The organism is Spirosoma sp. KNUC1025, assembly GCF_045160025.1.
Classification (GTDB): domain Bacteria; phylum Bacteroidota; class Bacteroidia; order Cytophagales; family Spirosomataceae; genus Spirosoma.
Genome location: NZ_CP087139.1, coordinates 2,890,438 through 2,915,873 on the forward strand (window position 1 = coordinate 2,890,438; position 25,436 = coordinate 2,915,873).

Genomic DNA, 25,436 nt, shown 5'->3' on the forward strand with positions numbered 1-25,436 from the left:
CCTGGGAATCGCCTGATTATCTGGTTAGTGCATGCTGAACAGATCGCCCGCCAGGTACTTCATACCCGAATCGCAGGCAACTGTAACGACGGTACGTCCGGGACCGAGTTCCTGTGCCAGCTCAACAGCAGCTGCAATGTTTAACCCACTCGAAATACCGGCAAAAATACCTTCCTCCCGTGCCAGCCGACGCGCCATTTCACGAGCCTCAGCCTCCTCGACGGTACGGGCTTCATCGTAAAGAGCTTTATCCAGTAGGGGCGGCACTATGCCGATGGCTATCCCTTCCACCCGATGGGGGCCAGCCTCACCTTTAGAAAGTAAAGGAGCCGAGGCCGGTTCAAGCGCGATGATCCGGGACGACTGGCCTGCCGATCGGAGAGCGGATGATACACCCATCAGCATTCCAGCCGTACCAATGCCCCCGCAGAAAGCATCTATAGGTCGGTTGAGTTGCTCCAGAATCTCTTCACCAATTCGGCGATATCCTTTCTTCGAGTTAGGATTGTTGATCTGGTCGGTAAAGTACGCATTGGGGCGCTGGGCCATCTGCCGGGCGCGTTCGCGCATAGTTGGAATAAGGTCGGGCGTAATTTTGCCGTCTTTGCTCGGTACAATGACTAGTTCGGCGCCAAATGCGCCCATGCTCTGAAGCTTTTCTTTCGCGAATGCGTCGGACGTGACTACCTCAAATCTATACCCTTTCACGGCACATACAAAGGCCAGCGACGTTCCGGTGCTGCCTCCCGTACACTCAACCACGGTCATACCGGGCTGTAATGCCCCGCTGCGCTCGGCTTCTTCGATCATAGCCAGCGCCATCCGGTCTTTATACGAACCGGTCGGATTGTAATATTCCAGTTTGACGTACAGGTCCGCACTGTTTGGTCTGACTACTTTATTTAGCCTGACAAGAGGGGTATGACCGATAGCCTCAAGCGTTGTAGCCGCCAGGCGGGTAGTTTGGTACGTCATAATATGAGTTTTCGTTACGCCTAAAATTACCTGTCAAAAATGTATAAATCAGTACGTTACCCGCTAATTTCCTCGCTTTAATTCGATCGCATGCTACGCAACTAACGTGTCTTAAAAGTCCTAATTCCCGATAGACTATTAGCTAATTACTTGATAATCATTTTTTTATAATTTTTTGGAAAAATAAAATTGAGTATTCAACTTTGCCGACCAAACAACAAGATTATCGATTGGGTCATCAACGTTTGCAACCATGAACACAGAACAGCAGCAACCTTCCGTACGTAGTAACGGCCATCCTTCCGAACGAAATGGGATGAGTCGATTCGTAGCAATCATTCCCTGGTGCTGTTGACAAAGTTTGTTGTCCGGCCTGATTTATCGTACTAATTCCTATACCCTGGTTTTGTAATTGTATTAAGTAAAGGCAAACGGATTGTTTATTAAACTATTAAATCAATAGGTTATATATGAAAGTCTTCTGAGTTTACATTCTTCATGAAATCCATCCAGTATACACGATGAAATCATCAACACGATTGGCTTCGGCTGACTTAAATGGACGTATCACCCATGTGACGTATCAGATCGAGGGATTTGATCGGCTGAGTTTTGTCAGTGATATAGCAGCAATAGTACCCCAGGACGATTCATACAGCATTCGGGCGCTTTGTTTTGAAGCCGATGGTGTGCAGGCATATGGCGTACTGACGGTTCGAATGCGGGAGGAAAATCGGCAGACGGGGTTTCTTGTACAGCGTCTACAGTCGGTACTGGGGATCGTGAGTGTACGGGAAATTAAATCGTAACAAAATGAGTATCAGGGTGTGTTTGTCAGCGGCAACTGATTCACACATCCATGAAAAAGCCGAAACGGCGGCAACCGTTCCGGCTGGCTAACAACAAGGCTTGTCAGAGCCTTATTTTTCACATAACCAATACAAAGTAATGCAAAAACTTTTATTTGCAGGAGTTGTCTGGCTACTCTCTTGCGGATGGATGCTGGCACAATCCAACGTGTCACGCATATCCGGTACTGTTCGCACCGATAATGGCGAACCGCTGCCGGGAGCTAATGTGGTCCTGAAGGATCAGGTAAAAGGAGCGTCGACCGATGCCAATGGGCAGTTTAGCCTGGATGCCCGTACAGGAGATGAACTAGTGATTTCGGCCATTGGGTATCAAACAATCCGCACAACGGTCGGATCGAAAAACCAACTCGACATTACGTTAAAGGAATCGGCTTCTCAACTCAACGAAGTGGTGGTGGTTGGCTACGGCACCCAGGACCGTAAGAATCTGGTCGGCTCTGTTACGCAGGTCAATGCCGACGAGATCAAAAACCGTCCGGTTGCCAGTTTCGATCAACAGTTGCAGGGACGTGCTGCCGGGGTGCAGGTTGCTGCCAACACGGGCGTACCAGGCGATGGCATTTTCTTCCGCATTCGGGGAACAACTTCGATCAACGCCAGCAACGACCCGCTCTACGTAGTCGATGGCGTGTTTGTGAACAACCAGTCGCTGCAAAAGATCACAACGCAGGGACAATCCAATAATCCACTGGCCGATATCAATCCTGCTGATATTGAGTCGATTTCGATTCTGAAAGATGCGGAGGCAACAGCAATCTACGGGGCTCGGGCTGCCAACGGGGTGGTGTTGATCACAACCAAACGGGGCGCTTACAACAGCAAAACAAAAGTTACGCTGAATGCGTCGGTCGGGCAGGCGTGGGCACCTAAACTCTGGGATCTGGTTACCGGCCCCGAGCACGCAACCATTATCAACGAAGCCTGGATTAATGATGGAAAATCACCCGCTACGCGGCCATTCCGACCGGTTTCGGAAGGGGGCGCGGGCTGCCGGAGGAACAACCCACGTATGACCGGCTACACGACATTTTTCGCACCGGAGCACTGCAAAACTACGACGTAGCGGTGTCGGGCGGGACCAAACAGACCCGTTTCTATCTGGGCGGTGGGTATACCAGCCAGCAGGCCACGTTACGTACCAACGATTTCTCCCGGGCCAGCTTCAAACTCAATCTGGATCAGGATATTACCGACAAAATCCGGATTGGAACCAGTAATATCTTCTCACAATCGAACCGGACAAATGCACGTGTTGGGGATGGACCACAAGGCGGGATTTTACAGGCGGCTTTACATACACCTACGTATCTCCCCAAGTTCAACACCGACGGTACGTATGCGAAATGGGCGGGTTTCGATAATCTGGATGTGCTGATCAACAACACGGACATGCACTCGACCAGTACCCGGTATATCGGTAATATTTACGGGGAGTATGATATTATTCAGGGGCTTAAACTCCGTAGTAGCTGGAGTCTGGATTATAACGACTACAACGAATATGAGTACTGGAATACCCTGACCAACCGGGGCAGCGCGAGCAAAGGACTGGCAACATCGAGCGTGAGCAAGAACACGATCTGGATTAACGAACAAACCCTTTCGTACCGTCAGACGTTTGGTTCGCAGCATAGCTTTGGTGCTTTGGTTGGGAATACGTTTCAGGGGAACGTATCAACGCAGACATTGGCGCAGGGTACCAATTTCCCTTCGGATGCCTTTAAGCAGATCGCTTCCGCATCCGTCACTACGTCGTCCTCAAACCGCAATCAGTATAATCTGGTCTCGTTCTTCGGGCGGGTCGATTACAATTTCGCGAAAAAATACTTCTTCGAAGCCAGTCTGCGGGCCGATGCCTCGTCAAAGTTTGCCGTGGGACATCGCTGGGGGTATTTCCCATCGGCTGGTGTCGCGTGGCAATTGAAGCAGGAGAATTTTCTTCGGGATGTTGGCTTTCTGAGCGACCTGAAAATCCGGGCCAGCGTCGGATGGACAGGAAACCAGAATGGCATTGGCAATTACGCATCCCGCGGTTTGTGGGGTGGTGGCAATAACTACCTGGACAACCCCGGCACGGTGCCTGTGCAGTTGGCGAACCCTGAGCTGAAATGGGAAACGACCCGCCAGACCAACGTGGGACTGAATGTGGGCTTACTGAACAATCGGATTGGTCTGGAAATCAACGCCTATTCGAAATACACGTATGATCTGCTGCTTCAGGTACCCCTGGCCCAGAGTTCAGGATTTGCCAGCATTTACCGGAACGACGGCGAAATCAGCAACCGGGGACTCGAATTTGCCATCAACTCCCTGAACATCAGCAAGCCGGGATTTCAGTGGAATACCAGCTTTAACATTGCTGGTAACGTAAACCGGATCGAGAAACTTTCTATTCCGGTGGATGCCAGCTACGCGACCGAACGCATGGCGCAGGGCCAGTCGTTCCATGCGTTCTACGTCTACAAACAACTCTACGTCGATCCGAAAACGGGCGATGCGGTTTACGAGGATGTCAATAAAGACGGCAAGATTACCGTAGCCGACAAGCAGTTTTACGGCAGTGCCTTACCCAAGTTTTTTGGCGGCCTGAACAATACGTTCGCGTACAAAGGCTTCGATCTGTCGGTCTTCTTCAATTTCAGCTACGGCAACAAAGTCTTTAACAACAACCGATTCTTCCATGAGTCGGGAGGGACGCGCGATGACCGGCGGGCTATCAACAAAAACCAGCTGAAGCGCTGGCAGAAAGAAGGTGACATTACCGACGTACCACGGGTAACAACGCTGGGCAACAACTACAACCTGAGCCCCATCAGTCGCTTTGTGGAAGATGGATCATTCATTCGCCTGAACTCGCTTGTGTTTGGCTACACGATCCCGAAAGCTGTTTTACGCAAGATTGGAATCGCTTCGGCGCGGGTTTATTACAGTGGGTCAAATCTGTGGCTGCTGAGCAACTATCAAGGACCTGATCCCGAAGTAAACGTAACGGGCGATCCTACAACGCAGGGTTACGATCTGGGCACACCCCCTCAGCCACGCACGGCTCAGTTTGGCCTTAACCTAACCCTCTAACGAAGTTATTTGATCTGGACCTTCGGGTTCGTCGCAATAGTCCATTATGAAAAATAGCCTTAAACTAGTTCCTTTTATTCTGCTGCTAACGGGTTGCCAACGCTTTTTAGATGTGCAGCCTGAGTTGCAGGTCGATGAATCACAGGCCATTACGAATGCCAGTACGGCCGAAGCCGCCGTGAACGGGTTGTATAATCGGCTGGGTAGCGATGGCTACTATGGTTCTAACTTTCAGTCGCTGTCGTATCTGTCCGGTGGCGATATTCAATGGACAGGATCGCAGGGGGCTCCTCAGGAAATTACGTCCCGCAAACTGACGGCCGATAACAGCTACGTAGGTTCAGCCTGGGCAGCCATCTACCGGACCATCTTGCAGGCAAACTATTTGCTGGAAGCCGTTCCGGCGCTGAAAGACCCACAGCTGACGGCTGATCGTAAAAACCAGATTCAGGGTGAAGCGTACACCATCCGGGCGTTGTCGTATTTTGATCTGGTACGTGGCTGGGGCGGTGTGCAGTTGATCCTGAACCCAACCCATACGTCGTCTGACAATACGGGAATTTCGCGGAGTAGTGTGGAGGATACCTATGCGCAGGTGCTGAAAGATTTAACGGCAGCTGAACCCTTGCTGGGCGCTACGACCAATCGGAATAAAATAACCCGGAAAACGGTCTGGGCGTTACGTGCCCGGTATCACCTTTACCGGCAGGAGTGGGACCAGGCCGACGCGTACGCCAGTAAACTCATCGACGACGTAACGAACTACAAGCTGGCGAAACCATATAGTGCTTTCTTTGCCAACAACGCTGCGGCTACACCGGAATCTGTTTTTGAAATCGCTTATACCAATTCGTTCAAAAATGGGAATTATAACTGGTGGTTGCCACCAGCGCTCAGCGGGCGTCGCGAGTGGGCTCCGAACGATAAGCTCGTCGCGTTGCTCAACGATCCGAACGTAGGCGGAAACCGGAAAGAGTTGATTGGGCAGACTGCCCCTCCGGGAAATCTGTGGTACGGAAAGCTGTATTATCGCACGCCACTCGGCACCGATCCGGCTTACGTAATCCGCATGGCTGAATTGTACCTGATACGGGCCGAAGCGCGTGCGCAGCTGGGGAAAACGGCGACGGCTCTGGCCGACCTGAACGCTGTTCGTGACCGGGCGGGCGTACCGCTCTCACAGGCTGCTACAAAAGAAGCGTTGTTGCTGGCTATCGAAGCCGAGCGGCAGGTTGAGTTTCCTTTTGAGGCCGACCGCTGGTTCAATCTGGTCCGTACGGGTCGGGTAGCTGCCGTTCTGGGCATTACGGATGCCAGCAAATACGTATTTCCCATTCCAAACAGCGAAATCCTGGCGGATAAGGCGCTCACTCAGAATCCAGGGTATTAACTTCGTATAGGGTCGGTCAGGATAGGCTGACTAGCTGATAACCAAACTACTGAAATGAAAAAGCAAGTTGTTCTCCCGTTTCTCGTTTTGTGGCTGCTTACGGGTCTGGTCCACGCTCAAACGTCACAAACCGTTGGTCCTGAAAAAGGCGCTTTAGTGATTGTCGGTGGCGGTGCAATGGGACCCGAAATCTGGAATCGGTTCGTTGAACTGGCCGGTGGAGCAAGCGCGGCCAACATCATCATTATTCCAACGGCGGGTGAAGATTCCTCAGCTATGAATGCACCGCGTGAGAAGGAAAAACTGGTGAGTCTGGGCGTTAAAAACATTACCGTTCTGCACACACGTGATCCAAAAGTAGCGAATCAGGAGTCTTTTGTAGCGCCAATACGTAACGCCACGGGTGTCTGGTTTGTGGGCGGACGGCACTGGCGCCTGGCGGATTCATACCTGAACACACTGGCTCACAAGGAGTTTAAGGCCGTTCTGCAGCGCGGTGGCGCCATTGGTGGTACGTCGGCAGGGGCTACGATTCTAGGTTCGTTTATGGTTCGGGGCGACACCAAAGGCAATTCCATTATGGTAGGCGATCACACGCAGGGACTGGATTTCATTCACAACGTAACAATCGATCAGCACTTTTTGCGTCGGAACCGTCAATTCGACCTGGTTGACGTAATCAAAACACGCCCCGAATTACTCGGAATCGCCATAGACGAAAGCACTGCCATTGTGGTACAGCAGAATACGTTCGAGGTTATCGGCAACTCTTACGTAGGCATTTACGAAGCGAACCAGATTGCCAGCAGCGCCAAGTACCCATCGGGACAAAACAGCACCGGTGGACCATTCTATTTTCTGGGCAAAGGGCAAAAATTCGATCTGAAAACGCGAAAAGTAATCAATCAGCAGCCTCAACGGCCCAACGAACCGGCTAAGTAAACAACGTTGCATTACCCCCGGCCCCTGGAGAGGGAGTGCGCTGGAACTGGATTGCTCCCTCTTCAGGGGGCCGGGGGTAAACAGCTAACTCAGTGCAGCAGTTACTGCCCGTTTCTAAGCCTAAATAAATACTAATTCTATAGATTTTGACTAATAATGGTAGCCACAATGCCCAACGTTGAATCTGCTCAATCACCCGCCTGGTCGAGAGCTGAACGGACTGCTTTTCGCTTTGCCTTCCTCTATTTTCTGATTCAGGCCGTTCCACTCAGTGGGCGGTTCTATCACGACCTATTCACAATTGACTGGGGCGCTTTTTACTACCGTGACCTGTTCGACTTATCGCACTACGCCCCTCATTTTTTCGGCCCAGTCGATACGTTTGCGAACTGGGCTGTTGTGGCAATTATTGCGCTGGTTGGTACTATTGTCTGGACGCTTCGCGATCAAAAACGGACGAATTATCCAGAGCTGTATTACTGGCTGCGCGTTGTGCTACGTTACCGTCTGGCAATTGGCATTATCGCTTATGGGTTCATCAAATTGTTTCCGCTGCAGGCCCCGCTTCCGTCCATCAGCAACCTGAATACGCCTTATGGTGATTTTACGGCCTGGAAACTGTTTTCGCTGAGTTTAGGCATCGTCCCCTCGTACGAATCCTTTCTGGGGCTGGTCGAAATTCTGGGCGGACTGTTGCTGCTCAACCGCAAAACCACCTCCATCGGAACCCTGATAATCATTCCCTTTCTGGGCAATGTGTTCATGTCGAACCTGGCCTACGAAGGCGGGGAGTATGTCTATAGTTTTCTGCTCATTACGTTCGCACTGTTTTTGTTTGCCTACGACGCCGTTCGCTTGTTCCGGCTGGTTTCTCTCGAACAGCCAGCTGCCCCCAATCGCTTTAAACCCGTCCTGACAGAAGCCTGGCAGCGTTACGGTCGACTCGCGCTAAAAAGTGCCTTTCTCTTTTTCGCCGTATTCCTGTATGGCTATAAAACCTATGCTGCTTACAAAACCGGTCCGTACCAATTCCCGAAAACACCCGGTCTGACTGGAGCCGCTGGTCTGTATGATGTAGCCGAATTTAAACTGGCCGACAAAACCCTGCCTTATTCGAAGACGGATTCGGTTCGCTGGCAGGACGTTGTATTTGAGACCTGGAACACGATCAGCATCAAATCAAACCGGCCCGTTATACTTGATCGCACAAATACGGAGCAAATCCATACCGCCGATACTGACCGCACCTACGAGCAGGCCGGTTCGGCAGGACGACATTATTACAGCTACCAGATTGATTCGGCCCAACACGTGCTGACGCTGAAAAATCGCAATCCGAATTACCCGAACGAAACACTACGTCTTCACTACGATCAGTCGGGAGGGCGCCAGATTACGCTGTCGGGGCTCAACGAAAACCGGGATTCGGTTTATGTAGTGCTTCATAAACTCAACAAAAAATACCTTCTCAACGAGGCTGCCAAAGCGGGTCGTCGGGGTACGCTAAAACTCTAACCACTACGTAACAATGACACATCCGAATATCAATCCCGAACGGTTGGACTTAGGGCTGGTTTCGCCCGAAGAACTGGTCGATACCTACGTAGCTGAAAAACAGACATCTACGAACGGCAATTCGGCCGGAACGATCAAACGGTATCATGACTGGACTGGTGGACAGAAAATCCTTTTTCGCATTGCCTTTATTTTCTTCATTGTCATGTCGTTGCCGACCAGTGCGAGCTGGTACAAAAATGCCTTCTCGCTCGATTGGCTGCACCTGCATTACCGCGATCTGTACGACGTAGCCCGTTTTCAACCCAATATTCTCGGCCGGGCAACCTGGTGGCCTTCGTGGATGGGCTATGGCGAATGGGTATTTATTCTGCTCGTTTCGACGGCGCTAGGTCTGGTCTGGACGGCCATTGTACGCATCCGAAAAGCCGAACCCCGCAATTATAACCTGCTTTATTACTGGCTTCGGGTGGTGGTACGTTACCGGGCGGGCATTGGCATTATCGGTTTTGGATTTACCAAACTGATGCCTACCCAATTACCGTATCCATCGCTGGGGTTGTTAAACACCAATTTCGGTGATCTGACAGCGCAGAAAATCTACTGGCTATCCATCGGGATTGTACCCTGGTATGAAGTTTTCACGGGTGTTGTCGAAGTGCTGGCCGGGGCATTGTTATTCTTCCGGGCTACAACCTTCTGGGGTTCAGTGCTGCTCTTTGGCGCTCTGGCCGACATTGTGTACGTTAATCTGGCTTACGATGGCGGGGTGCATGGATACAGTTCGTATTTCGTGCTGCTATCGGGTTTTCTGCTCGTGTATTACGTCCGGGATTTGTATAACCTGCTGATCCGTGAGCAGTTTACCATTCCGGCCTATTTTTACCCGACGTTTAGAGGCTGGCAGCAAGTGGCCCGTATCAGCCTGAAAACCGCAACCATCGGTATTTTTCTGGTGTTGCTCTTCTGGATTCAATACCTTAACTTTCGTTACGATCCTTACAAACAGCCTGCTCAGAAAGGGGTTCGGGAGTTGCGCGGAAATTACAACGTAACGGAGTTTAGACTGAACAACAAAGCTATCCCTTATGCACCGCTGGATTCGGTTCGCTGGCAGGAAGCAACGTTTGAAAACTGGTCGACACTGACGTTTAAGGTGAATCGCCCAGTGCCGCTTGATCTGTCGAATGGGGGTGGTTCGCCTATGCGCGACCTTAACCGAACATTTGAGCTAACCGGCGTAGCGGGCGGTCAGCGCGTGTTTTATTATGATGCCGACCCGGTAAATCATGTGTTGTATCTTCAGGATAAATACCGCCCATCTGACGGACGTAGAGGAGAAGGGGGTGAAGGTGAAGGAGCGGCAGCGCCCAAACGAAACCGGGAAAATACAAAACGCAGGGGTAAATCGGATGGAGCAGCGGATAACTGGATTCCGGCAGCAGCCCTGGCGAATATTGGGCCGGAAAACACAAAAATTGAGGCCATCGCCCGCACCACCCGACGAACAAAAGGTATCAAATCGGAAGCTCGTCAGGAAGATGGCAAACGGAAGCGCATGGTTCTGAATTACCAGACGACCGATGGCTCGCATGTTGTTTTGACGGGCGTTAACGAGAATAAAGATTCGATCTATGTGGTGCTTGATCGGGTCAATCGGCCGTATGCGCTCTCGAAAAGTACGTTGAATGCCGGATCATACTAGTCACTATCGACGGAGCATGAATAAATACAGTGCCGGGCTGCTATGTGTTTTAGTGCTGACTACCCTGGACAGTTGTTTTCAGGCGAAAGGCGAAACGCGTTTGCCTGCCTTCGTAGCCAACGTAGATACGTTACCAACCCGATTTGGCTTCGGACGACCCGCTACGCAGGCCGACATTGCCCGGCTCGATATTGATGTTCGGCCCGATGGAAAAGGGTTACCTGCTGGCGAAGGGCGACCCACTACCGGAAAAGCTATTTTCGCTCAGAAATGCGCGGCTTGTCATGGTGCTGGGGGCATTGGCGGCCCCAACGGCTCGCTGGTGACAACAGCCGATGCGACGAAGAAACGTCCGGAAAAAACAATCGGTAATTACTGGCCTTATGCTACTACGGTGTTCGATTACATTCGTCGGGCCATGCCGTTTAGTGCCCCCGGCTCACTCACCAACGAAGAAGTCTATCACCTGACAGCGTACCTACTGAATGCCAACGGAATTATTGACGAAAAAACGATTCTGACCGCCCAGACCTTGCCAAACGTAGTGATGCCTGCCAAAAAATTGTTTGTTCCGGACGACCGGAAAGGCGGACCGGAAATCAAGTGAAATGAAACGAAAGCCTGTTATTGTCGAGCAGTTTACCAGTAAGATTTCCCGTCGTTCGATGTTGGGTGGAGCGGTTACAGCGGCTGTTGCCATTGTGCAGACGGCTTCCGGAAAAACCGTTCAGGAAGGTATTTCAGTTAACGAACTGGACGACCCGACAAAAAGAATCGGTACGTTGGCTGGCGAAGTAGGAACGCGATCCTCCTTTGAAAAAATAGTTAAAAAGCCATCCGATATTTCATCCCGTTCGCCCCTACAGGATTTTTACGGAATCATTACGCCCTCTGATCTGCATTTCGAACGGCACCACGCGGGCGTTCCGGTTATTGATCCGGCCAAACATGAACTGCTCATACATGGAATGGTCGAGAAGCCGTTAATTTTTACGGTTGCAGAGTTAAAGCGATTTCCGTCGGTTTCTCGCATTGCTTTTCTGGAATGTTCGGGCAATTTCCGGTCTGGAAAAGAAACCATGAGTCCGCAGGATATTTGCGGGCTTACCAGTCAGAGTGAATGGACAGGCGTTAAGCTCTCGACCTTGTTTCGGGAAGCGGGCGTTAAACCCACCGCTACGTGGTTTCTGGCCGAAGGGTCTGATGCTGCGGTCATGACGCGGAGTATTCCCATCAAAAAAGGCTGGGATGATGCTATAGTTGCCTATGCGCAGAACGGCGAATCGCTACGTCCCGAACAGGGTTACCCGATACGGTTGTTTCTACCCGGATGGGAAGGAAATACGTCCGTAAAGTGGCTTCGGCGTATTGAATTATCCGACCAGCCCTTTATGACCCGCGAAGAAACCTCGAAATACACCGAACCGATTAAAGACGGAAACTACCGCCAGTTCAGCTTCGATATTGACGCCCGGTCGATTATTACGTTCCCGGCTTATCCAAAGAAAGTTGAAAAAGGCTGGATCGAGATTCGTGGCCTTGCCTGGAGCGGGCGCGGTAAAGTGGTTCGGGTGGAAGTCAGTACAGACGCCGGAAAAAGCTGGCAAATGGCTCAGTTACAGGAGCCTGTTCTGGATAAAGCGCATACACAGTTTCGGTATTTGTGGCAGTGGAAAGGTGACGAAACCGAAATTATGAGCCGCGTTACGGATGAAACGAATTACACACAGCCGACTCTCAGGCAGTTGTTCGACGCGCGGGGCAGCGGAAACGCTGGCTACCATTTCAACCCGATTACCGCCTGGCTAATCAAGCCCGATGGCAATGTTCTCCATAAATCCGAAACCTGACAACCGACCAGGAACGGTTAGGAATCCATACGTTGTTACAGAATTACTTTTCATTCGTACCGAATAGATGGCTAAAACAGATTACGATGCTGTCGTTGTTGGCTCCGGGCCCAATGGACTCAGTGCCGCCATTACGATGCAGCGGGCCGGACTTTCGGTGCTGGTGCTGGAAGCGAAAGAAACCATCGGCGGGGGGCTTCGTTCCGCCGAACTGACCCAGCCCGGTTTTGTGCATGACGTTTGTTCCGCCATTCATCCGATGGCCGTTGGGTCTCCATTTTTCCGGACGCTGCCGCTCGCTGACCATGGACTGGAGTTTATCAATCCGCCCGTATTGTGTGCCCATCCGCTTGATAATGGTACGGCGGCTGTGCTTCGGTCGTCGCTGGCTGAAACTGCTGATTCACTGGGTATTGATAGTCAGACGTATCGCTCGGTATTTGAGCCGCTGGTCAGGCATTGGCCGGGTATGGCTCCTGATATCCTCGGACCGTTACGTTTCCCCCGGCATCCGATCGATATGGCCAGCTTCGGGCTTGACGCCCTGCTTCCCGCTACGCAATTGGTAAAGCGATTTAAAAGTCAGGAAGCTCGTAGTTTGCTGGGTGGGATGGCTGCTCACGCCATTCAGCCGCTTACAAACCTGACGACATCGGCCATTGCTCTGGTGCTGATGACGGCAGGGCATTTATACGGTTGGCCTGTTCCGAAAGGAGGCTCGCAATCAATTGCCAACGCATTAGCCTCGTACTTTCAGGCGATAGGCGGGACGATAGAAACGGGTCGGCTTGTGAGGTCGCTAAAGGATATTCCTTCTTCTAAAGTGGTCCTGTTTGACGTAACGCCCAAACAATTACTCAGCATTGCTGGTGAACGGTTTTCGTCGCTGTATCGAACGCAGTTGGAACGGTACCGGTATGGTATGGGGGTTTTTAAAATCGACTGGGCACTGGATGGCCCGATTCCATTTACCGCGCCCGAATGTCGGCAGGCGGGTACGGTACATATTGGCGGTACGTTCGACGAAATCGTTCAGGCTGAGCAGGATACATCGACCGGGAAGCACCCCGACAAGCCGTTTATATTACTGGCGCAGCAAAGCCTGTTTGATTCGTCACGTGCACCGGATGGCAAACAAACGGCCTGGGCCTACTGCCACGTACCGAATGGCTCCGGGCTTGACCGGACCGAGGCCATTGAACGCCAGATCGAGCGATTTGCCCCCGGTTTTCGCGACCGGATTCTGGCGCGTCATACCATGAACGCCGTGCAGATGGAAGCGTATAACCCTAACTATATCGGGGGCGATATCAACGGGGGTATTCTCGATATCACCCAACTCTATACCCGACCTGTACTGAGTTTATCTCCTTACAAAACGTCGGCACCGGGAATTTTTATTTGCTCATCATCTACACCGCCGGGCGGGGGCGTTCACGGGATGTGTGGATACCATGCGGCCCGAACCGCGTTAAGTGATGGATTCGGGCTCCCCGTTCCGATTGAGCTGGCGACAACCTGATCAATAGAAAACTTCTGTATTCTCTGGCTAGTACGTTGTTACGGGTTTGTTTACCCCCGGCCCCTGAAGGGGAGCAATCCAGTCTCAGCGAACTCCCCCTTCAGGGGGCCGGAGGTAACGTAGCACCCTGCCGTTTACGGCATGTATGGGCAAAAGCAATCCTACACCAGCACCGCTTTGAGCATTTGCTCCAGAATAAGCCGCCCATCGGTGTTGCCAAGAGCAACGTCGGAAGCTCGTTCGGGGTGAGGCATCATACCAAAAACGTTTTTCTCCCGGTTGGTTATCCCGGCGATATTTTCCAGACTACCGTTTGGATTAGCGAGTTCGGTAATATCGCCATTCTCGTCGCAGTAGCGGAACAATACCTGATCGTTGTCGTTCAGCGCCTTCAACGTATCGGCATCCGCGAAATAACGACCGTCGCCATGGGCAATGGGAATTTTATAGGCTGATTTGTCCAGACCTGCGGTTAGCAGTGCATCCTTCGATTCGGGCTTCAGATATATATTTTTACAAACGTATTTCTGGCTGCTATTCTGAAGCAGAACACCCGGTACTAGCCGGGCTTCGGCCAGAATCTGAAATCCGTTGCAGATACCCATCAGATAACCACCCCGATTGGCGTGTGCAACGACTTCGTTCATAATAGGGGAGAATCTCGCTACAGCTCCCGTACGCAGATAGTCGCCATAGGAGAAGCCGCCAGGCAGAATAATGAAATCGCAACCCTGCAGGTCATGATCTTTATGCCAGAGTTTTACGACCTGCTGGTCCATCAATTCGAGAACATCCACTGCGTCCTGATCGCAGTTTGAACCGGGAAAAACAACAACGCCAAATTTCATAGACGTGAAAAAGCGAAAGTGTGAATGAGTGAACGAGCGATCTGTTAACTGAGCTTTTGCCGATCCGCTCTTCAACTCGTTAGTGATAGGCAAAGATAACAGGTCAGAACGTACTTATACGATTCAAACACCGTCTATTACCACTAAAACATAAAGAATTACCGCTCAGTAACTTGCCTGTTTATAGGCGCAGATTAACCTGTTTATTTTGTTACGTTATCGATTGGTCTGAAAAATGATGGACAAATGCCTGGATCAGTCAAAATACATCACCCTCTTTCTGACCACATAAGCCACACGAATGAACAATAAATCACTCGGTACGGTAGCCCTGATTGGCGCGCCCTTTTTATGTATCAATACGTATATCCACGTACCAGACCCGGATACACATCTGTATATAACGGATTCACTCAGTGGCTTTCTCGACCTGCTTTACATCTCCGGCTGGCTCTGTAGCATTGTTGGGTTGTAACGGATTGGCGCTGCGGGTAATGACCGGTTCGGACGTATCATTATGGCGGTAAGCCTCGTATCGCTGGTCCTGGCCGACATCTGGAACGTCTATGAAATAATACTGCCCAACCATAATACGTGGCTCTATTACTTTCTGGATTCGTTCTGGCCGATCAGTAATGTGGTTATGCTTGGCGTGGGTATTGCCGTTGTTCGGGCCGGCCGGCTCACTGGATGGAAACGCTACGTACCGCTGCTATGTGGGCTGTGGCTTCCGCTAACCATATTACTCACGTTCACCCTGCCAGCCGTTGGGTTTGCGCTCTCAAACGGCTATACCCTGATTGCCTGGACGTTGCTGGCCATCGTTGTACGAACCAGCCATAAACCCGTTAATGAAGAAACGGATGACCGCAGGGCAGGTTTAGAGACGCAGGTTTTATAACTACAGCGTCCCTGACAAGCGTACCAGCGAGAAAGGTCACCCCCTGCCCCCTGAAGGGGGAGCAATCTAGTCCCAGCGCACTCCCCTTCAGGGGCAGGGGGGTGACCTTTCTCGTTTATTGCACGTTCATTGATTTGCCCGTACTGGAAACCGCTTTGCCCCGTTCGAACGCCAGGTCTAACCGGCCGAGATTGATACCGGCGAAACCCACCTGATTGATCCAGACGGGCTGTCCATCCAGATTGTTGACGGCTACGGGCGCATCCAGAAACGTATGTGTATGGCCGCCAATAATGAGGTCGATGTTCCGGCTTTTGGACGCCAGTACGTTATCGGAAACCGTCGCATCATTGTATTTGAATCCGAGGTGCGATAAACAGATAACATAATCGCATTTTTTGTCGGTGCGTAACTGCGCTGCCGTATCGTTACCCCGTTCGATGGGGTCGAGGTATTTCATTTCCTTGTACGCTTCTTTGGGAATCAACCCGGCCGGCTGAATGCCCAGTCCGAAAACACCGATGCGAATACCATCTTTGTCGAAAATTTTATACGGCATGGTTTTGCCATCCATCACCGTGTTTTTGAAGTCGTAATTCGCAATCAACAGCGGGAAACTGGCTTTGCCGAATTGCGTCACCATGTTATCGATACCACCATCGAAATCGTGGTTGCCAATCGTACCCGCATCGTAGCCGAGCCGGTTCATGGCCAGAATTTCAGGTTCACCTTTGTACAGGTTGAAATAGGGTGTTCCCTGAAAAATATCGCCCGCATCGAACAGAAGCACATTTGGTTGCTCCTGCCGGATTTGCCGGATAAGCGTAGCCCGGCGAGCCACCCCGCCTTTTCCCGCATTGCGGCTGCCGTCCATCGGAAACGGGTCGAGTCGGCTGTGCACATCGTTGGTATGCAGAATGGTTATCGACGTATTTTTTTGCCGGGCAACCACAGCTGTCTGGGCAAACAGGTCGGGGGCTACTGAGCCTACTACAGCGGCTGTGCCAAGAAATTTCAGAAACTGACGTCTATTCGATGCTGATGCGTCCATCGGAAGCTGGTGTTAGGGGCTGCCCGGTTTTGCCCTGTTGCCGGAAATAATCAATCAGAGCATCGCGGATAAGGTAGTTCATATTTTCTCGCTTAACGGCATTGCTCAGAAAATCTGCGCTGTCTCCGCCATTGGCAATGTAATCGCTGAGTGCGACGGTATACGTTTCGTTTGGCTGGAGTGTTCGGCCATTGGCGAACGTAACAGACTGCACCTGCTTATCATGGATTTTCAGCCGAATGCCACCGACCACCAGGCCATGACCGCTGGCAAAGTGATTTAAGAATTGTTGCAGCATGCTACCGGTCATAGTTAGCACCACCAGCTGGTTATCAAACGGCATGACCTCGAAAACGGAGCCGATGGTAATATTTCCTTTGGGTAGATTATCCCGGATGCCGCCATAGTTCAAATGCGCGCAGTCGATGGGTTTACCGTATCGCTGCGATGCCTGTTTAAGCAAGGCATCAGTCAGCAGGTCGTTGAGGGGTGCATCGGGCAAACCTTTTTCGATTGGGCCGGTAGACGTAGTGAGCACCTCACTCATGCTTTTATCGACACCCTGCCGGTAAGGAATCAGGAAGTTAGCTACACTACTGTCGGCAGCGGCCGCAACGGAATCGACACCAATCCGTTTCGCCGTTCGGTTGGTAAGGTGATAGCCGGAGGGGGTGCAGGCCCACATACTGGCAAGAGCCAGCCAAACTAGATGTTTTCTCATACGTAGCTGCAAGTTCGGAAACTCTTGGCAATGGTGTATTAACAAATCATTAGATGCCGCTGAAAAAGGCCCTGTAACCCTCAAACTGCGCATCCTTACAGCCAACACCAAGCCTGAGAGAATCAGTGACCATCAAGATAATTTCCCGGCGTAACCGTTACGTCACTCATTAGCTAAATCTTTTCTGGAAAGAAAAGTCGGGACGAAACATCGCTATTTCGTTCCGGCTGGTTTCAAGTTGTGCTTCAGCTGCATAAACAATCATTTTTTGTTCATAATCGTCGATCGCAGCGTCAATGGTTTCAAATGCCCCATTCGTTAGGTTATCCGACAAAATCAATGCATCTACCAGTCCGATATTCACACCCTGGCCAGCAAAGGGCGGCATTATATGGGCGGCATCGCCAATGAGGGTTATAGGCAACGGTCGAGTCGTTTTCCAGGGTTTATCCACCGGAATTTTTCGCGTCGGCCATATAACAAAAGCAGACGTAGCGCGGAATAATTGTTTGTAACGTTCATCCCAATCCGGGAATCGATCCAAAAGGAACATAATAATGCTGTCTGTATTCTGAACATTTAACCCATTTTCCTGATCCCATTCGTCGGGTTTTCTGAACGTTACGCCGTAGCTCAACAGGTTCCCATTCCTGGGGTTCGCCACCAATAAATTGCCGTTGCCCGCGGTCATCAATATGGTATCGTCGCACAGTTGGTAAAATTCTGGACAAGTCGTTTCGGGCTGCTGTACTTCACCCTGAATAATAAGCGTTCCGGTGTATTCAATTTCGGCATCCGTAACGTATTTTCTGGCCTTAGAGATTCCCCCATTGGCACCAATCACAAGATCTGCGGTTGCATCCTCGCCATTGTCAAACTGCAACAGCCATTTTCCGTTCTGTACGTCAAGTCCCGTAAATTTCCTGTCCCAGACAACCGTACCGCTCGTTAAACTGTCGAGCAGTAATCGCCTTAAATCGTTTCTGTTTATCTCCGGATTGTCAAACTGATCGTCGGGAGTGGGCTTTTTAGAGAACAGTACGTTGCCTTGTTCGTCTGCCACGGTTCTTCCCATGGGTAACGCCATTTCGTAGTAGCGTTCCAATAGGCCCGCTTTTTTCATGACGTCCTGCCCTGAACCTTTATGCAGGTCGAGCGGACCACCTGAAATTCTTGTCTGTGCGTCTTTGTCTCGTTCATAAACGGTTACGTCGATTCCATTCTGCTGTAATAGCCTTGCCATAGTCAGACCAACGGGGCCTGCACCAATGATGGCTACCTTTTTACGGTGAAGTAACATGAGTTTGCATGGGTTGATTACGATGCAAAATTCCGGAATGCGCCAGCGTCAGGCTTGTATAAACACGACAAAATCATTGCCTGCAACTTATCCTCTCGTTACGTCAATGGCTAAAAGGCTATTGCCTGTGAATTGCGTTTGCGAATGTCTGCTTCGGTTCTTGGAATGAAATTTTCTCTTATGTTTAATTCAGCGGTGGCCTGAATTTCCTCAATAAAAGAGCGCAGATTCTGGTTGTAATCCCGAAACGCCAAGTCAAAATTTCCCTTGTGTTTCTGTAAAGCATCGGCTACGGTTGCCGCTCCTTTCATCGACAACGACGCGCCCATGCCCGCAGCGGGTGAAGCGCAATAGCCTGCATCGCCCACCAGCGCCACTCTGCCTTTGGTCCACGTCGGCATTTTTATCTGACAGAATTTATCGAAGTAGAAATTTTTCGTTTGCTGCACTTCTTCCAGTAATTCCGGGGTTCGCCAGCTTTGTCCGGCAAACTGCTCCAGAATAATTTTTCGTTGCTGCTCCTCATTACGATAATCGTACGGAATTTCTTTTTCTGAAAGGAAACAAAAAATAATATCAGTCTTATTGTTGTACGCATTTAGTGTAATGGCCTTGCCGGGCACATTATACATTTGCATTGTTTTTTCGTTTATCAGCAATTTATTTACGATCGTCAGCGAAAAATAAGCTTCAAGAAAATGGTTGTATTCCGTTTCGTGACCAAACCAGATTTTCCGTACACCCGAGTGAATACCGTCGCAGCCGAACACCAGATCAAAGGGACGTAATAAGCCAGTTTTAAAAGTGACGTTGATCGCGTCTTGTGTTTCGTTTAACGCTGCGATGCTGTCATTGAAAATAAATTCAACGTCATTTTTTAATTCATCAAACAGGATACGGATAAATTTATCCCGTTCAATTTCAATGTCGTCATGAGGACTTTCCGCATCGTCGCTGTTCAGCCAAATTGAGCCTTCCGTAACATCGTCGGCATTCTTAAATTCTACTTTGTCTACATGTAATCTGTTCGCTTTCAGTTGCTCAAAAACCTCCATGCGCTTAACAATGTCTACGGTATCTCCACGCAGATCGACAGCGGCCCCGTTGATTCGAGGTTCGTTTGCTATTTCGACAACAGTTACCTTATAACCAATTTTGTTCAGCCAGTAAGCGGTTGACAGTCCGGCTATGCTTGCACCCGAAACGAGTACGTTTTTGTCGTTTATTGATTCCATTGTATACGAGTTCATTTGATGAGGCAAAGGAACATCGCAGGGTGGGGCCGGGAAACGGCAATACAAAGTAAGTATTGGACTAATCGAGGTTTCTGTTCCGGAAAGCCAGCGCCGTCATTCCCGTGACTTTGGTAAACAGCCGTGAAAAATAAGGGTAATCATCATACCCTAACACCGTAGCTATTTCCTTGACCGACTTATCAGAATAATAAAGTAATCGTTTGGCTTCTAAAATTACACGCTGCTGTATGTGATGTGAAACGGAATAACCGGTTGTGCTTTTGACGCATTCGTTCAGATAAGGGGTAGATATATTCAGTTTTTGAGCATACCCTGCGGGGCGTTTGACAGTTGCATACTGATGTTCCAGCATTTCTCGGAAGGCTTTGGTGATACTTTCAAATCGTGAAAGTTTATCCGCTGGTTTCGATTGTTCCAGGAATTGGGAGAGGACTAATGCGACCCAGGCATTGCAGCTATCTTTTAATAAGGAATGATATAGTTTTTCGCTTTTGCGTTCCGAAAATTTAAGGCAAAGCGATACCGTTTCCGTAAGAATGGAAAACGTTTCGTTTGTTAATAATAATGGTTTTGTGGGTGTAATTTCTTCCAGTAGTTTCAGGTATTCAGGGTGTAGATTTTCATTGTTTATTGCCAAACTGCTGACGGTCACGTTATCAAATGCTGTTGTACGATGTACTTGATCCGGATGCATGTATATGACCGTTGGGGAATCAATTTTATACGATTGAAAATCAATATCAATGTGAACTGTCCCGCTTTCGAGCACGAAAAATGAGTGGCGGTCATGCCGATGTGATTGTTTCGCTTCTTCAAAAAAGGACAGCGATGCTTTGTCCGCAATGGGTGAACTATTGATATGTATTCGTTCAATGGAAATATCCCCACCGAACTCGTCAGTCATTCTATTTATAGGAATGGATGTCTTTTTTTATGCACGATCTATTTCGTTTCCTATTGACTAAGTAAACCGGAAGATTCTGAAATGCCTCAGCGTCAGGTATGTATAAACGTAACAAAATCCGTGGGGACAATCTGTTTTCCTTTCTTTGCATTTCGCGCAAAAGCCGCTGGCGTAGTGCCGCTGTAACGTTTAAATTCCCGGCTCAGGTGCGATTGATCCGTGTAGCCCAGCTCATGCGCTAAACCGGCAAGGCTGGAATCCGGATTACTCCATAACTGATTGCGTACCTGCTCAAAGCGAATCAGGGCCGACACATCTTTAACCGTATGACCAGACGATTGCCTGAACTTCCGTTCCAGTGTACGTACTGTCGCATGAGCAGCGGCTGCTACCTCGCTTACCGGCATCGTTCCGGCCGCTTCCCGCATAACTACGCCCGCTTTGAATAGCATACTGTCGGTAGCAATCCCCGCCCTTGCCTTCAGGAAATACTGTTTTACCTGAGCTATCGCTTCCTCGATTCGGCCAGCCCGGACCAACTCATCCAAAGCGGGTTGAAGCTGGGCAATCGGATGCTCAACGATACGAACCCCGTCTTTGCCAGACGTCAGGCCGAGCAAATCGAATACGGTCCAGGGGAAGCATCGGATACCAATGATTTCTAAACGGTTGTTCGTGTAAAATACGGCAGGCTGATTGAGTAGTCCCATCAAAAACGGCGAAGGCAATGGCTTCAGGGTTCCGTTATCAGAAAGGCTCCAGAGGCTTCCGAAATGAAAAATTAGTTCAGCGTAGCCATCAGGTACTACGTCAAAACTCACTTGCTGGTCCCCTACGTCTCGTTTATCGTACCAAAAGCACTTTATCGCATCCCGTAGCTCGTCAGGAGATTCAAATTCTTGATGCTGCATGAGGAAAGATAAGCTATGAGAACATTAATCAAGCAGGCCGTCATTATCCTTCAGAGCAACGCCAGTTATCTGCATACGGAACGCCGACTGGATTAGATACATCAGTTTGTCAACGGCCAGATCGGGTGATAGTCCCTGTTGGCGGATGTTGGAAATGCAGTTCCGGCGCTCGTCGGTGAGACCAGGTTGGGGCGCAAACGTTATGTAGGCTCCCATGCTATCGAACGAACTCAGTCCCGGCCGCTCGCCGATCAGAATAATGGCTAGTCTGGAACGTAACAGTCCGCCAATAGCATCCATGATGGCCACACGCCCCTGCTCAACCAGAATGATGGGTGCCAGTGAATAACCGGCCTGCTGCAGTTTCCCGACGAGCGGATTAACCACCAGCCCAGCGTTTTGCATGACTGCCGTTGCCGAAAGACCGTCGGCTATGATGAGGCTAATATCAGCGGGCAGCCCCGCGATCTGCTGCAGCTTTTCAACCGAGGGGTCGTCTAGCAAACGACCTAAATCGGGTCGTTGGAGGTACGTATCGCGGTTTGTCGCTCTGCTGCGGACGGTATATATCGGTACGTTACTGATGGCTAAAATGGCCTGTAATTCTTCGCAATTCAGTTGCGAATACACGGCATCTTTGGCGTGGGCATGAGCGAGCTTAAACTGAAGGGATTCGCGGAGCGGAATCGACACGCCGGTACGTCCGAGCGCGATGCGGGCGTTCGTATAAGCTTTTAGCATCTCCCATTCGTCGGAGTCGACACCTGTTTTTTTTAACTCGCTCATCTTTTTTTGCGGGGAGTGTGGAGCGAGGTGCTGGGAGACTGGCTCCATGCGCCCAGCACCTCGCTCCTGACACCTAGCCACCTCACGCGGGCAATAAGGCTGTATAAAATTTCTTTTCTGCACCATCCGACAGTCGATAACCCTGTGCATCCATTATGCCCTGGCGCAGCAGCCACTCCTCAAATTCGGGGGCTGGCCGCAAGCCAAGCACACGACGTAAGTAGAGAGCATCATGGAAGGACGTGGACTGGTAATTCAGCATGATATCGTCGGCACCCGGTACACCCATGATAAAGTTGATACCGGCCACGCCCAGCAGTGTCAACAACGTATCCATGTCGTCCTGATCGGCCTGCGCGTGGTTGGTGTAGCAAATATCCATTCCCATCGGCAGCCCCATTATTTTCCCGCAGAAGTGATCTTCGAGTCCGGCCCGAATAATCTGCTTGCCATCGAACAGATACTCTGGACCAATAAACCCGACGACGGAGTTGACCAGAAACGGCTTGTAATGGCGGGCAACAGCATAGGCTCGTACTTCGCAGGTTTGCTGATCAACGTCGTGATTGGCACCTGACGACAGCGCGCTACCCTGACCGGTTTCAAAATACATAATGTTATGGCCAACGGTACCGCGTTTCAGCGATAAACCCGCATCGTAGGCTTCCTGCAGGAGCGACAGGCTCACCCCAAAACTGGCGTTGGCTTTTTCCGTTCCGGCAATCGACTGAAATACCAGATCAACGGGGGCTTTCTGCTCAATCAACTGCAACGTAGTGGTTATGTGGCTCAATACACAACTCTGCGTCGGAATCGCAAAGCGCTCGCGTATATCGTCAATCATGTGCAGCAGACGCGACGTAGCGGTCGGACTATCGGTTGCCGGGTTGATGCCGATCATGGCGTCACCACTGCCGTAGAGCAGCCCATCGATCATGCTGGCAGCTATTCCTTTGGCATCATCGACCGGATGGTTAGGCTGGAGCCGAACGGAAAGATGCCCGGCCAGCCCTATCGTATTCCGAAATCGGGTGACGACTTCGCACTTTTTAGCCACCAGAATCAAATCCTGATTTCGCATCAGTTTCGAGACCGCAGCTACCATTTCGGGCGTCAAACCGGGTGCCAGTTGTCGCAACGTACTTGTATCCGCTTCATCGCTCAACAGCCAGTCGCGCAGGTCGCCAACGGTAAAATGACTAATGGGCGCAAACGCGTTTTTGTTGTGCGTGTCGATAATCAGTCGCGTAACATCGTCGGTTTCGTAGGGAATGACGGCTTCTGTCAGAAACTGGGTCAATGGCAGATCAGCCAGACACATCTGGGCGGCTATCCGCTCTTCGTAGCTCTCGGCCGTTAAGCCAGCCAGCGTATCGCCCGAACGTAACGGACTGGCTTTGGCCAGTAGTTGTTTCAGATCGTTGAAGCGATACGTGAAGCCCCCAATTGTACAGTGATAGGCCATAGACAGTTAATTAAGTGGTGTCGGGTTCTTAAACCCGACGCTACGCTACTAAACAGTTACGTCAGCCTGCCATTCCTGCATACTCTTTTGTACTGACCTGTTACGTAAAACAAACCTGCTACGATAACCAGTCCGCCGAAAAACAGAAGACTTAACCATCCATAAAAGTAAATCATTGCGGCTAATGCAACAACCGCCAGAAATAAGGCAATGGCCGGAAAAACAGGATAGAAAGGGGCTTTGAAGGAGCGCGGCATGGTTGGGTGGGTTTGCCGGAGCCGGAACAGGGCCAGCATACTGATGATATAAACCACCACCGCCCCGATTGTCGAAAGAACAACCAGTTTGCTGGTATCCAGCAGTACGAGCGCCACGATGCCGAAGAGAGCACCAGCCAGCAGTGCCCAGTACGGTACCTGCCGCTTCGGACTAACCGTCGACAGCACATGCGGCAAATACCCACTACGTGCCAGCGCAAAAATCTGCCGGGAATAGCTGATGATAATGCCATGAAACGAAGCAATCAGCCCGAACAGGCCAACACTGGCAAAGAATTTGGTCAGCGGATTCTGTCGACCCAGCACAATCGCAACGGCTTCGGGCATGGGGTAATCCATATGGTCCAGATTCTCCCAGTTTGTGATGCCCCCTACACTGACCATAACCGTAAGCGCCAGAAAGGCAATGGTCGATACTGCCGAAATGTAGCCTTTGGCAATCGCATTTTTTTCGTCTTTCACCTCTTCGGCCACCATCGCTACGCCTTCCAGACACACAAAGAGCCAGATCGCAAACGGCAAGGCGGCAAAAACACCACTCCAGCCAAACGGCATCGGATTATGCAGAAACGTATCGAGGCTGGTGTGCGGAAACACAACACCCATAAACAGCAGCAGTTCACCAATGGCTATCAGTGTCATAATCAGCGAGAACCAGGCGGCTTCCTGTATGCCCAGCAGGTTGATCAGCGTGAAAACGGCAAAGGAGAGCACCGAACACAAAACAACCGGTATGGACGGATACAAAAAATGAACGTAGCTGCCAAGGGCCAGCGCAATAGCCGGTGTGGCAAACAGAAATTCGATGACGGTGGCATAACCCGCAATGAGCGCACCGACCGGACCAAATGCCTGAAATGCGTAGGCAAAGGGGCCACCTGCGTTCGGAATCGCTGTGGTCAGTTCGGTGAAGCTAAAAATAAATGTAAAGTATAGGACGGTGATAATCAGCGCAGCAATGAGCAGCCCAACGGTGCCAGCCACACCCCAGCCGTAGTTCCAGCCAAAATATTCGCCTGATATGACCAGGCCAACCCCAATAGCCCACAAATGAACGGGCCTTAACGCTTTTTTTAATTCAGGTTGCTTATCAGTCATGTGTAATGAGTGAAAGAGCGAAAGAATGAATGAGCGGAAGAATGAAAGTGCGAAACAGTGAATTGCTGCCC

Annotated in this window: 23 protein-coding genes; 12 read left to right on the forward strand and 11 right to left on the reverse strand. The window is 50.5% G+C overall.

The window, feature by feature from the left end:
* Positions 1–24: 24 nt before the first annotated feature.
* A complete protein-coding gene (locus LN737_RS12545) occupies positions 25–975 on the reverse strand; it encodes a PLP-dependent cysteine synthase family protein (protein ID WP_405519307.1) in 951 nt (316 codons plus the stop codon).
* Positions 976–1,496: 521 nt separating this feature from the next.
* On the opposite strand from LN737_RS12545, the gene LN737_RS12550 reads away from it, so the two are divergent.
* From LN737_RS12550 to LN737_RS12595, 10 genes are all read left to right on the forward strand, one after another.
* The gene (locus tag LN737_RS12550; protein WP_405519309.1) at positions 1,497–1,784 is read left to right on the forward strand and encodes a hypothetical protein; all 288 of its coding nucleotides are present in this window, start codon (positions 1,497–1,499) and stop codon (positions 1,782–1,784) included.
* Positions 1,785–1,923: 139 nt separating this feature from the next.
* The gene (locus tag LN737_RS12555) at positions 1,924–2,910 is read left to right on the forward strand and encodes a TonB-dependent receptor plug domain-containing protein (protein WP_405519311.1); all 987 of its coding nucleotides are present in this window, start codon (positions 1,924–1,926) and stop codon (positions 2,908–2,910) included.
* Positions 2,892–4,922, forward strand: coding sequence for a SusC/RagA family TonB-linked outer membrane protein (locus tag LN737_RS12560; RefSeq protein WP_405520395.1), 2,031 nt, complete (start codon positions 2,892–2,894; stop codon positions 4,920–4,922). The genes LN737_RS12555 and LN737_RS12560 overlap by 19 nt, the downstream gene beginning before the upstream one ends.
* Before the next feature lie 46 nt (positions 4,923–4,968).
* Positions 4,969–6,312 (forward strand): RagB/SusD family nutrient uptake outer membrane protein, encoded by a 1,344-nt coding sequence (locus LN737_RS12565; RefSeq protein WP_405519313.1) that lies wholly within the window; start codon positions 4,969–4,971, stop codon positions 6,310–6,312.
* 54 nt (positions 6,313–6,366) lie between these two features.
* Positions 6,367–7,254, forward strand: coding sequence for a cyanophycinase (locus tag LN737_RS12570; RefSeq protein WP_405519315.1), 888 nt, complete (start codon positions 6,367–6,369; stop codon positions 7,252–7,254).
* Between the two features lie 168 nt (positions 7,255–7,422).
* The gene (locus tag LN737_RS12575; RefSeq protein ID WP_405519316.1) at positions 7,423–8,769 is read left to right on the forward strand and encodes a DoxX family protein; all 1,347 of its coding nucleotides are present in this window, start codon (positions 7,423–7,425) and stop codon (positions 8,767–8,769) included.
* Between the two features lie 13 nt (positions 8,770–8,782).
* Positions 8,783–10,474, forward strand: coding sequence for a hypothetical protein (locus LN737_RS12580; RefSeq protein ID WP_405519318.1), 1,692 nt, complete (start codon positions 8,783–8,785; stop codon positions 10,472–10,474).
* Between the two features lie 16 nt (positions 10,475–10,490).
* The gene (locus LN737_RS12585) at positions 10,491–11,081 is read left to right on the forward strand and encodes a c-type cytochrome (RefSeq protein ID WP_405519320.1); all 591 of its coding nucleotides are present in this window, start codon (positions 10,491–10,493) and stop codon (positions 11,079–11,081) included.
* 1 nt (position 11,082) lies between these two features.
* A complete protein-coding gene (gene soxC, locus LN737_RS12590) occupies positions 11,083–12,324 on the forward strand; it encodes a sulfite dehydrogenase (protein WP_405519321.1) in 1,242 nt (413 codons plus the stop codon).
* A gap of 67 nt (positions 12,325–12,391) precedes the next feature.
* On the forward strand, positions 12,392–13,846 hold the full coding sequence (locus tag LN737_RS12595; protein ID WP_405519323.1) for an NAD(P)/FAD-dependent oxidoreductase: 1,455 nt from the start codon (positions 12,392–12,394) through the stop codon (positions 13,844–13,846).
* Between the two features lie 161 nt (positions 13,847–14,007).
* Here the strand turns inward: LN737_RS12595 and purQ are convergent, their stop codons facing one another.
* The gene (gene purQ / locus LN737_RS12600; protein WP_405519325.1) at positions 14,008–14,694 is read right to left on the reverse strand and encodes a phosphoribosylformylglycinamidine synthase subunit PurQ; all 687 of its coding nucleotides are present in this window, start codon (positions 14,692–14,694) and stop codon (positions 14,008–14,010) included.
* 301 nt (positions 14,695–14,995) lie between these two features.
* Between purQ and LN737_RS12605 the strand changes: the two genes are divergently transcribed.
* Positions 14,996–15,169, forward strand: coding sequence for a hypothetical protein (locus LN737_RS12605; RefSeq protein WP_405519327.1), 174 nt, complete (start codon positions 14,996–14,998; stop codon positions 15,167–15,169).
* Positions 15,170–15,211: 42 nt separating this feature from the next.
* Positions 15,212–15,595, forward strand: coding sequence for a hypothetical protein (locus LN737_RS12610; RefSeq protein WP_405519328.1), 384 nt, complete (start codon positions 15,212–15,214; stop codon positions 15,593–15,595).
* A 115-nt stretch (positions 15,596–15,710) separates the two neighbouring features.
* On the opposite strand, the gene LN737_RS12615 is transcribed toward LN737_RS12610, so the two are convergent.
* The 9 genes from LN737_RS12615 to eat form a co-directional block, all read right to left on the reverse strand.
* Positions 15,711–16,646, reverse strand: coding sequence for a bifunctional UDP-sugar hydrolase/5'-nucleotidase (locus LN737_RS12615; protein ID WP_405519330.1), 936 nt, complete (start codon positions 16,644–16,646; stop codon positions 15,711–15,713).
* Positions 16,624–17,367 carry a 5'-nucleotidase C-terminal domain-containing protein gene (locus LN737_RS12620; protein WP_405519332.1) on the reverse strand — a complete coding sequence of 248 codons (744 nt, stop codon included), beginning with the start codon at positions 17,365–17,367 and terminating at the stop codon, positions 16,624–16,626. Before LN737_RS12620 ends, LN737_RS12615 begins: the two co-directional genes overlap by 23 nt.
* Before the next feature lie 169 nt (positions 17,368–17,536).
* Positions 17,537–18,667, reverse strand: a complete 1,131-nt coding sequence (locus LN737_RS12625; protein ID WP_405519334.1) for an NAD(P)/FAD-dependent oxidoreductase — start codon at positions 18,665–18,667, stop codon at positions 17,537–17,539.
* 110 nt (positions 18,668–18,777) lie between these two features.
* Positions 18,778–19,902, reverse strand: coding sequence for an FAD-dependent monooxygenase (locus LN737_RS12630; RefSeq protein ID WP_405519336.1), 1,125 nt, complete (start codon positions 19,900–19,902; stop codon positions 18,778–18,780).
* Positions 19,903–19,981: 79 nt separating this feature from the next.
* The gene (locus LN737_RS12635; RefSeq protein ID WP_405519338.1) at positions 19,982–20,827 is read right to left on the reverse strand and encodes an AraC family transcriptional regulator; all 846 of its coding nucleotides are present in this window, start codon (positions 20,825–20,827) and stop codon (positions 19,982–19,984) included.
* Positions 20,828–20,919: 92 nt separating this feature from the next.
* Positions 20,920–21,738: a helix-turn-helix domain-containing protein gene (locus LN737_RS12640; protein WP_405519340.1), complete on the reverse strand. Its 819-nt coding sequence runs from the start codon at positions 21,736–21,738 to the stop codon at positions 20,920–20,922.
* A 24-nt stretch (positions 21,739–21,762) separates the two neighbouring features.
* Positions 21,763–22,524 carry an ethanolamine ammonia-lyase subunit EutC gene (eutC, locus tag LN737_RS12645; RefSeq protein ID WP_405519342.1) on the reverse strand — a complete coding sequence of 254 codons (762 nt, stop codon included), beginning with the start codon at positions 22,522–22,524 and terminating at the stop codon, positions 21,763–21,765.
* An 82-nt stretch (positions 22,525–22,606) separates the two neighbouring features.
* Positions 22,607–23,989 carry an ethanolamine ammonia-lyase subunit EutB gene (locus LN737_RS12650; protein ID WP_405519344.1) on the reverse strand — a complete coding sequence of 461 codons (1,383 nt, stop codon included), beginning with the start codon at positions 23,987–23,989 and terminating at the stop codon, positions 22,607–22,609.
* Positions 23,990–24,045: 56 nt separating this feature from the next.
* A complete protein-coding gene (gene eat, locus LN737_RS12655) occupies positions 24,046–25,365 on the reverse strand; it encodes an ethanolamine permease (RefSeq protein WP_405519346.1) in 1,320 nt (439 codons plus the stop codon).
* Positions 25,366–25,436: the final 71 nt, after the last annotated feature.

Excerpts from the sequence above, each read along its gene's own strand:
- LN737_RS12630 (WP_405519336.1), bottom strand. The coding sequence starts at position 19,902 with ATGGAATCAATAAACGACAAAAACGTACTCGTTTCGGGTGCAAGCATA.
- LN737_RS12550 (WP_405519309.1), top strand. The coding sequence starts at position 1,497 with ATGAAATCATCAACACGATTGGCTTCGGCTGACTTAAATGGACGTATC.
- LN737_RS12640 (WP_405519340.1), bottom strand. The coding sequence starts at position 21,738 with ATGCAGCATCAAGAATTTGAATCTCCTGACGAGCTACGGGATGCGATA.
- LN737_RS12545 (WP_405519307.1), bottom strand. The coding sequence starts at position 975 with ATGACGTACCAAACTACCCGCCTGGCGGCTACAACGCTTGAGGCTATC.
- LN737_RS12620 (WP_405519332.1), bottom strand. The coding sequence starts at position 17,367 with ATGAGAAAACATCTAGTTTGGCTGGCTCTTGCCAGTATGTGGGCCTGC.
- LN737_RS12615 (WP_405519330.1), bottom strand. The coding sequence starts at position 16,646 with ATGGACGCATCAGCATCGAATAGACGTCAGTTTCTGAAATTTCTTGGC.
- purQ (WP_405519325.1), bottom strand. The coding sequence starts at position 14,694 with ATGAAATTTGGCGTTGTTGTTTTTCCCGGTTCAAACTGCGATCAGGAC.
- LN737_RS12605 (WP_405519327.1), top strand. The coding sequence starts at position 14,996 with ATGAACAATAAATCACTCGGTACGGTAGCCCTGATTGGCGCGCCCTTT.
- LN737_RS12595 (WP_405519323.1), top strand. The coding sequence starts at position 12,392 with ATGGCTAAAACAGATTACGATGCTGTCGTTGTTGGCTCCGGGCCCAAT.
- LN737_RS12635 (WP_405519338.1), bottom strand. The coding sequence starts at position 20,827 with ATGACTGACGAGTTCGGTGGGGATATTTCCATTGAACGAATACATATC.
- LN737_RS12565 (WP_405519313.1), top strand. The coding sequence starts at position 4,969 with ATGAAAAATAGCCTTAAACTAGTTCCTTTTATTCTGCTGCTAACGGGT.
- eutC (WP_405519342.1), bottom strand. The coding sequence starts at position 22,524 with ATGAGCGAGTTAAAAAAAACAGGTGTCGACTCCGACGAATGGGAGATG.
- LN737_RS12610 (WP_405519328.1), top strand. The coding sequence starts at position 15,212 with ATGGCGGTAAGCCTCGTATCGCTGGTCCTGGCCGACATCTGGAACGTC.
- LN737_RS12650 (WP_405519344.1), bottom strand. The coding sequence starts at position 23,989 with ATGGCCTATCACTGTACAATTGGGGGCTTCACGTATCGCTTCAACGAT.
- soxC (WP_405519321.1), top strand. The coding sequence starts at position 11,083 with ATGAAACGAAAGCCTGTTATTGTCGAGCAGTTTACCAGTAAGATTTCC.
- LN737_RS12575 (WP_405519316.1), top strand. The coding sequence starts at position 7,423 with ATGCCCAACGTTGAATCTGCTCAATCACCCGCCTGGTCGAGAGCTGAA.
- LN737_RS12555 (WP_405519311.1), top strand. The coding sequence starts at position 1,924 with ATGCAAAAACTTTTATTTGCAGGAGTTGTCTGGCTACTCTCTTGCGGA.
- LN737_RS12580 (WP_405519318.1), top strand. The coding sequence starts at position 8,783 with ATGACACATCCGAATATCAATCCCGAACGGTTGGACTTAGGGCTGGTT.
- LN737_RS12585 (WP_405519320.1), top strand. The coding sequence starts at position 10,491 with ATGAATAAATACAGTGCCGGGCTGCTATGTGTTTTAGTGCTGACTACC.
- LN737_RS12625 (WP_405519334.1), bottom strand. The coding sequence starts at position 18,667 with ATGTTACTTCACCGTAAAAAGGTAGCCATCATTGGTGCAGGCCCCGTT.
- LN737_RS12570 (WP_405519315.1), top strand. The coding sequence starts at position 6,367 with ATGAAAAAGCAAGTTGTTCTCCCGTTTCTCGTTTTGTGGCTGCTTACG.
- eat (WP_405519346.1), bottom strand. The coding sequence starts at position 25,365 with ATGACTGATAAGCAACCTGAATTAAAAAAAGCGTTAAGGCCCGTTCAT.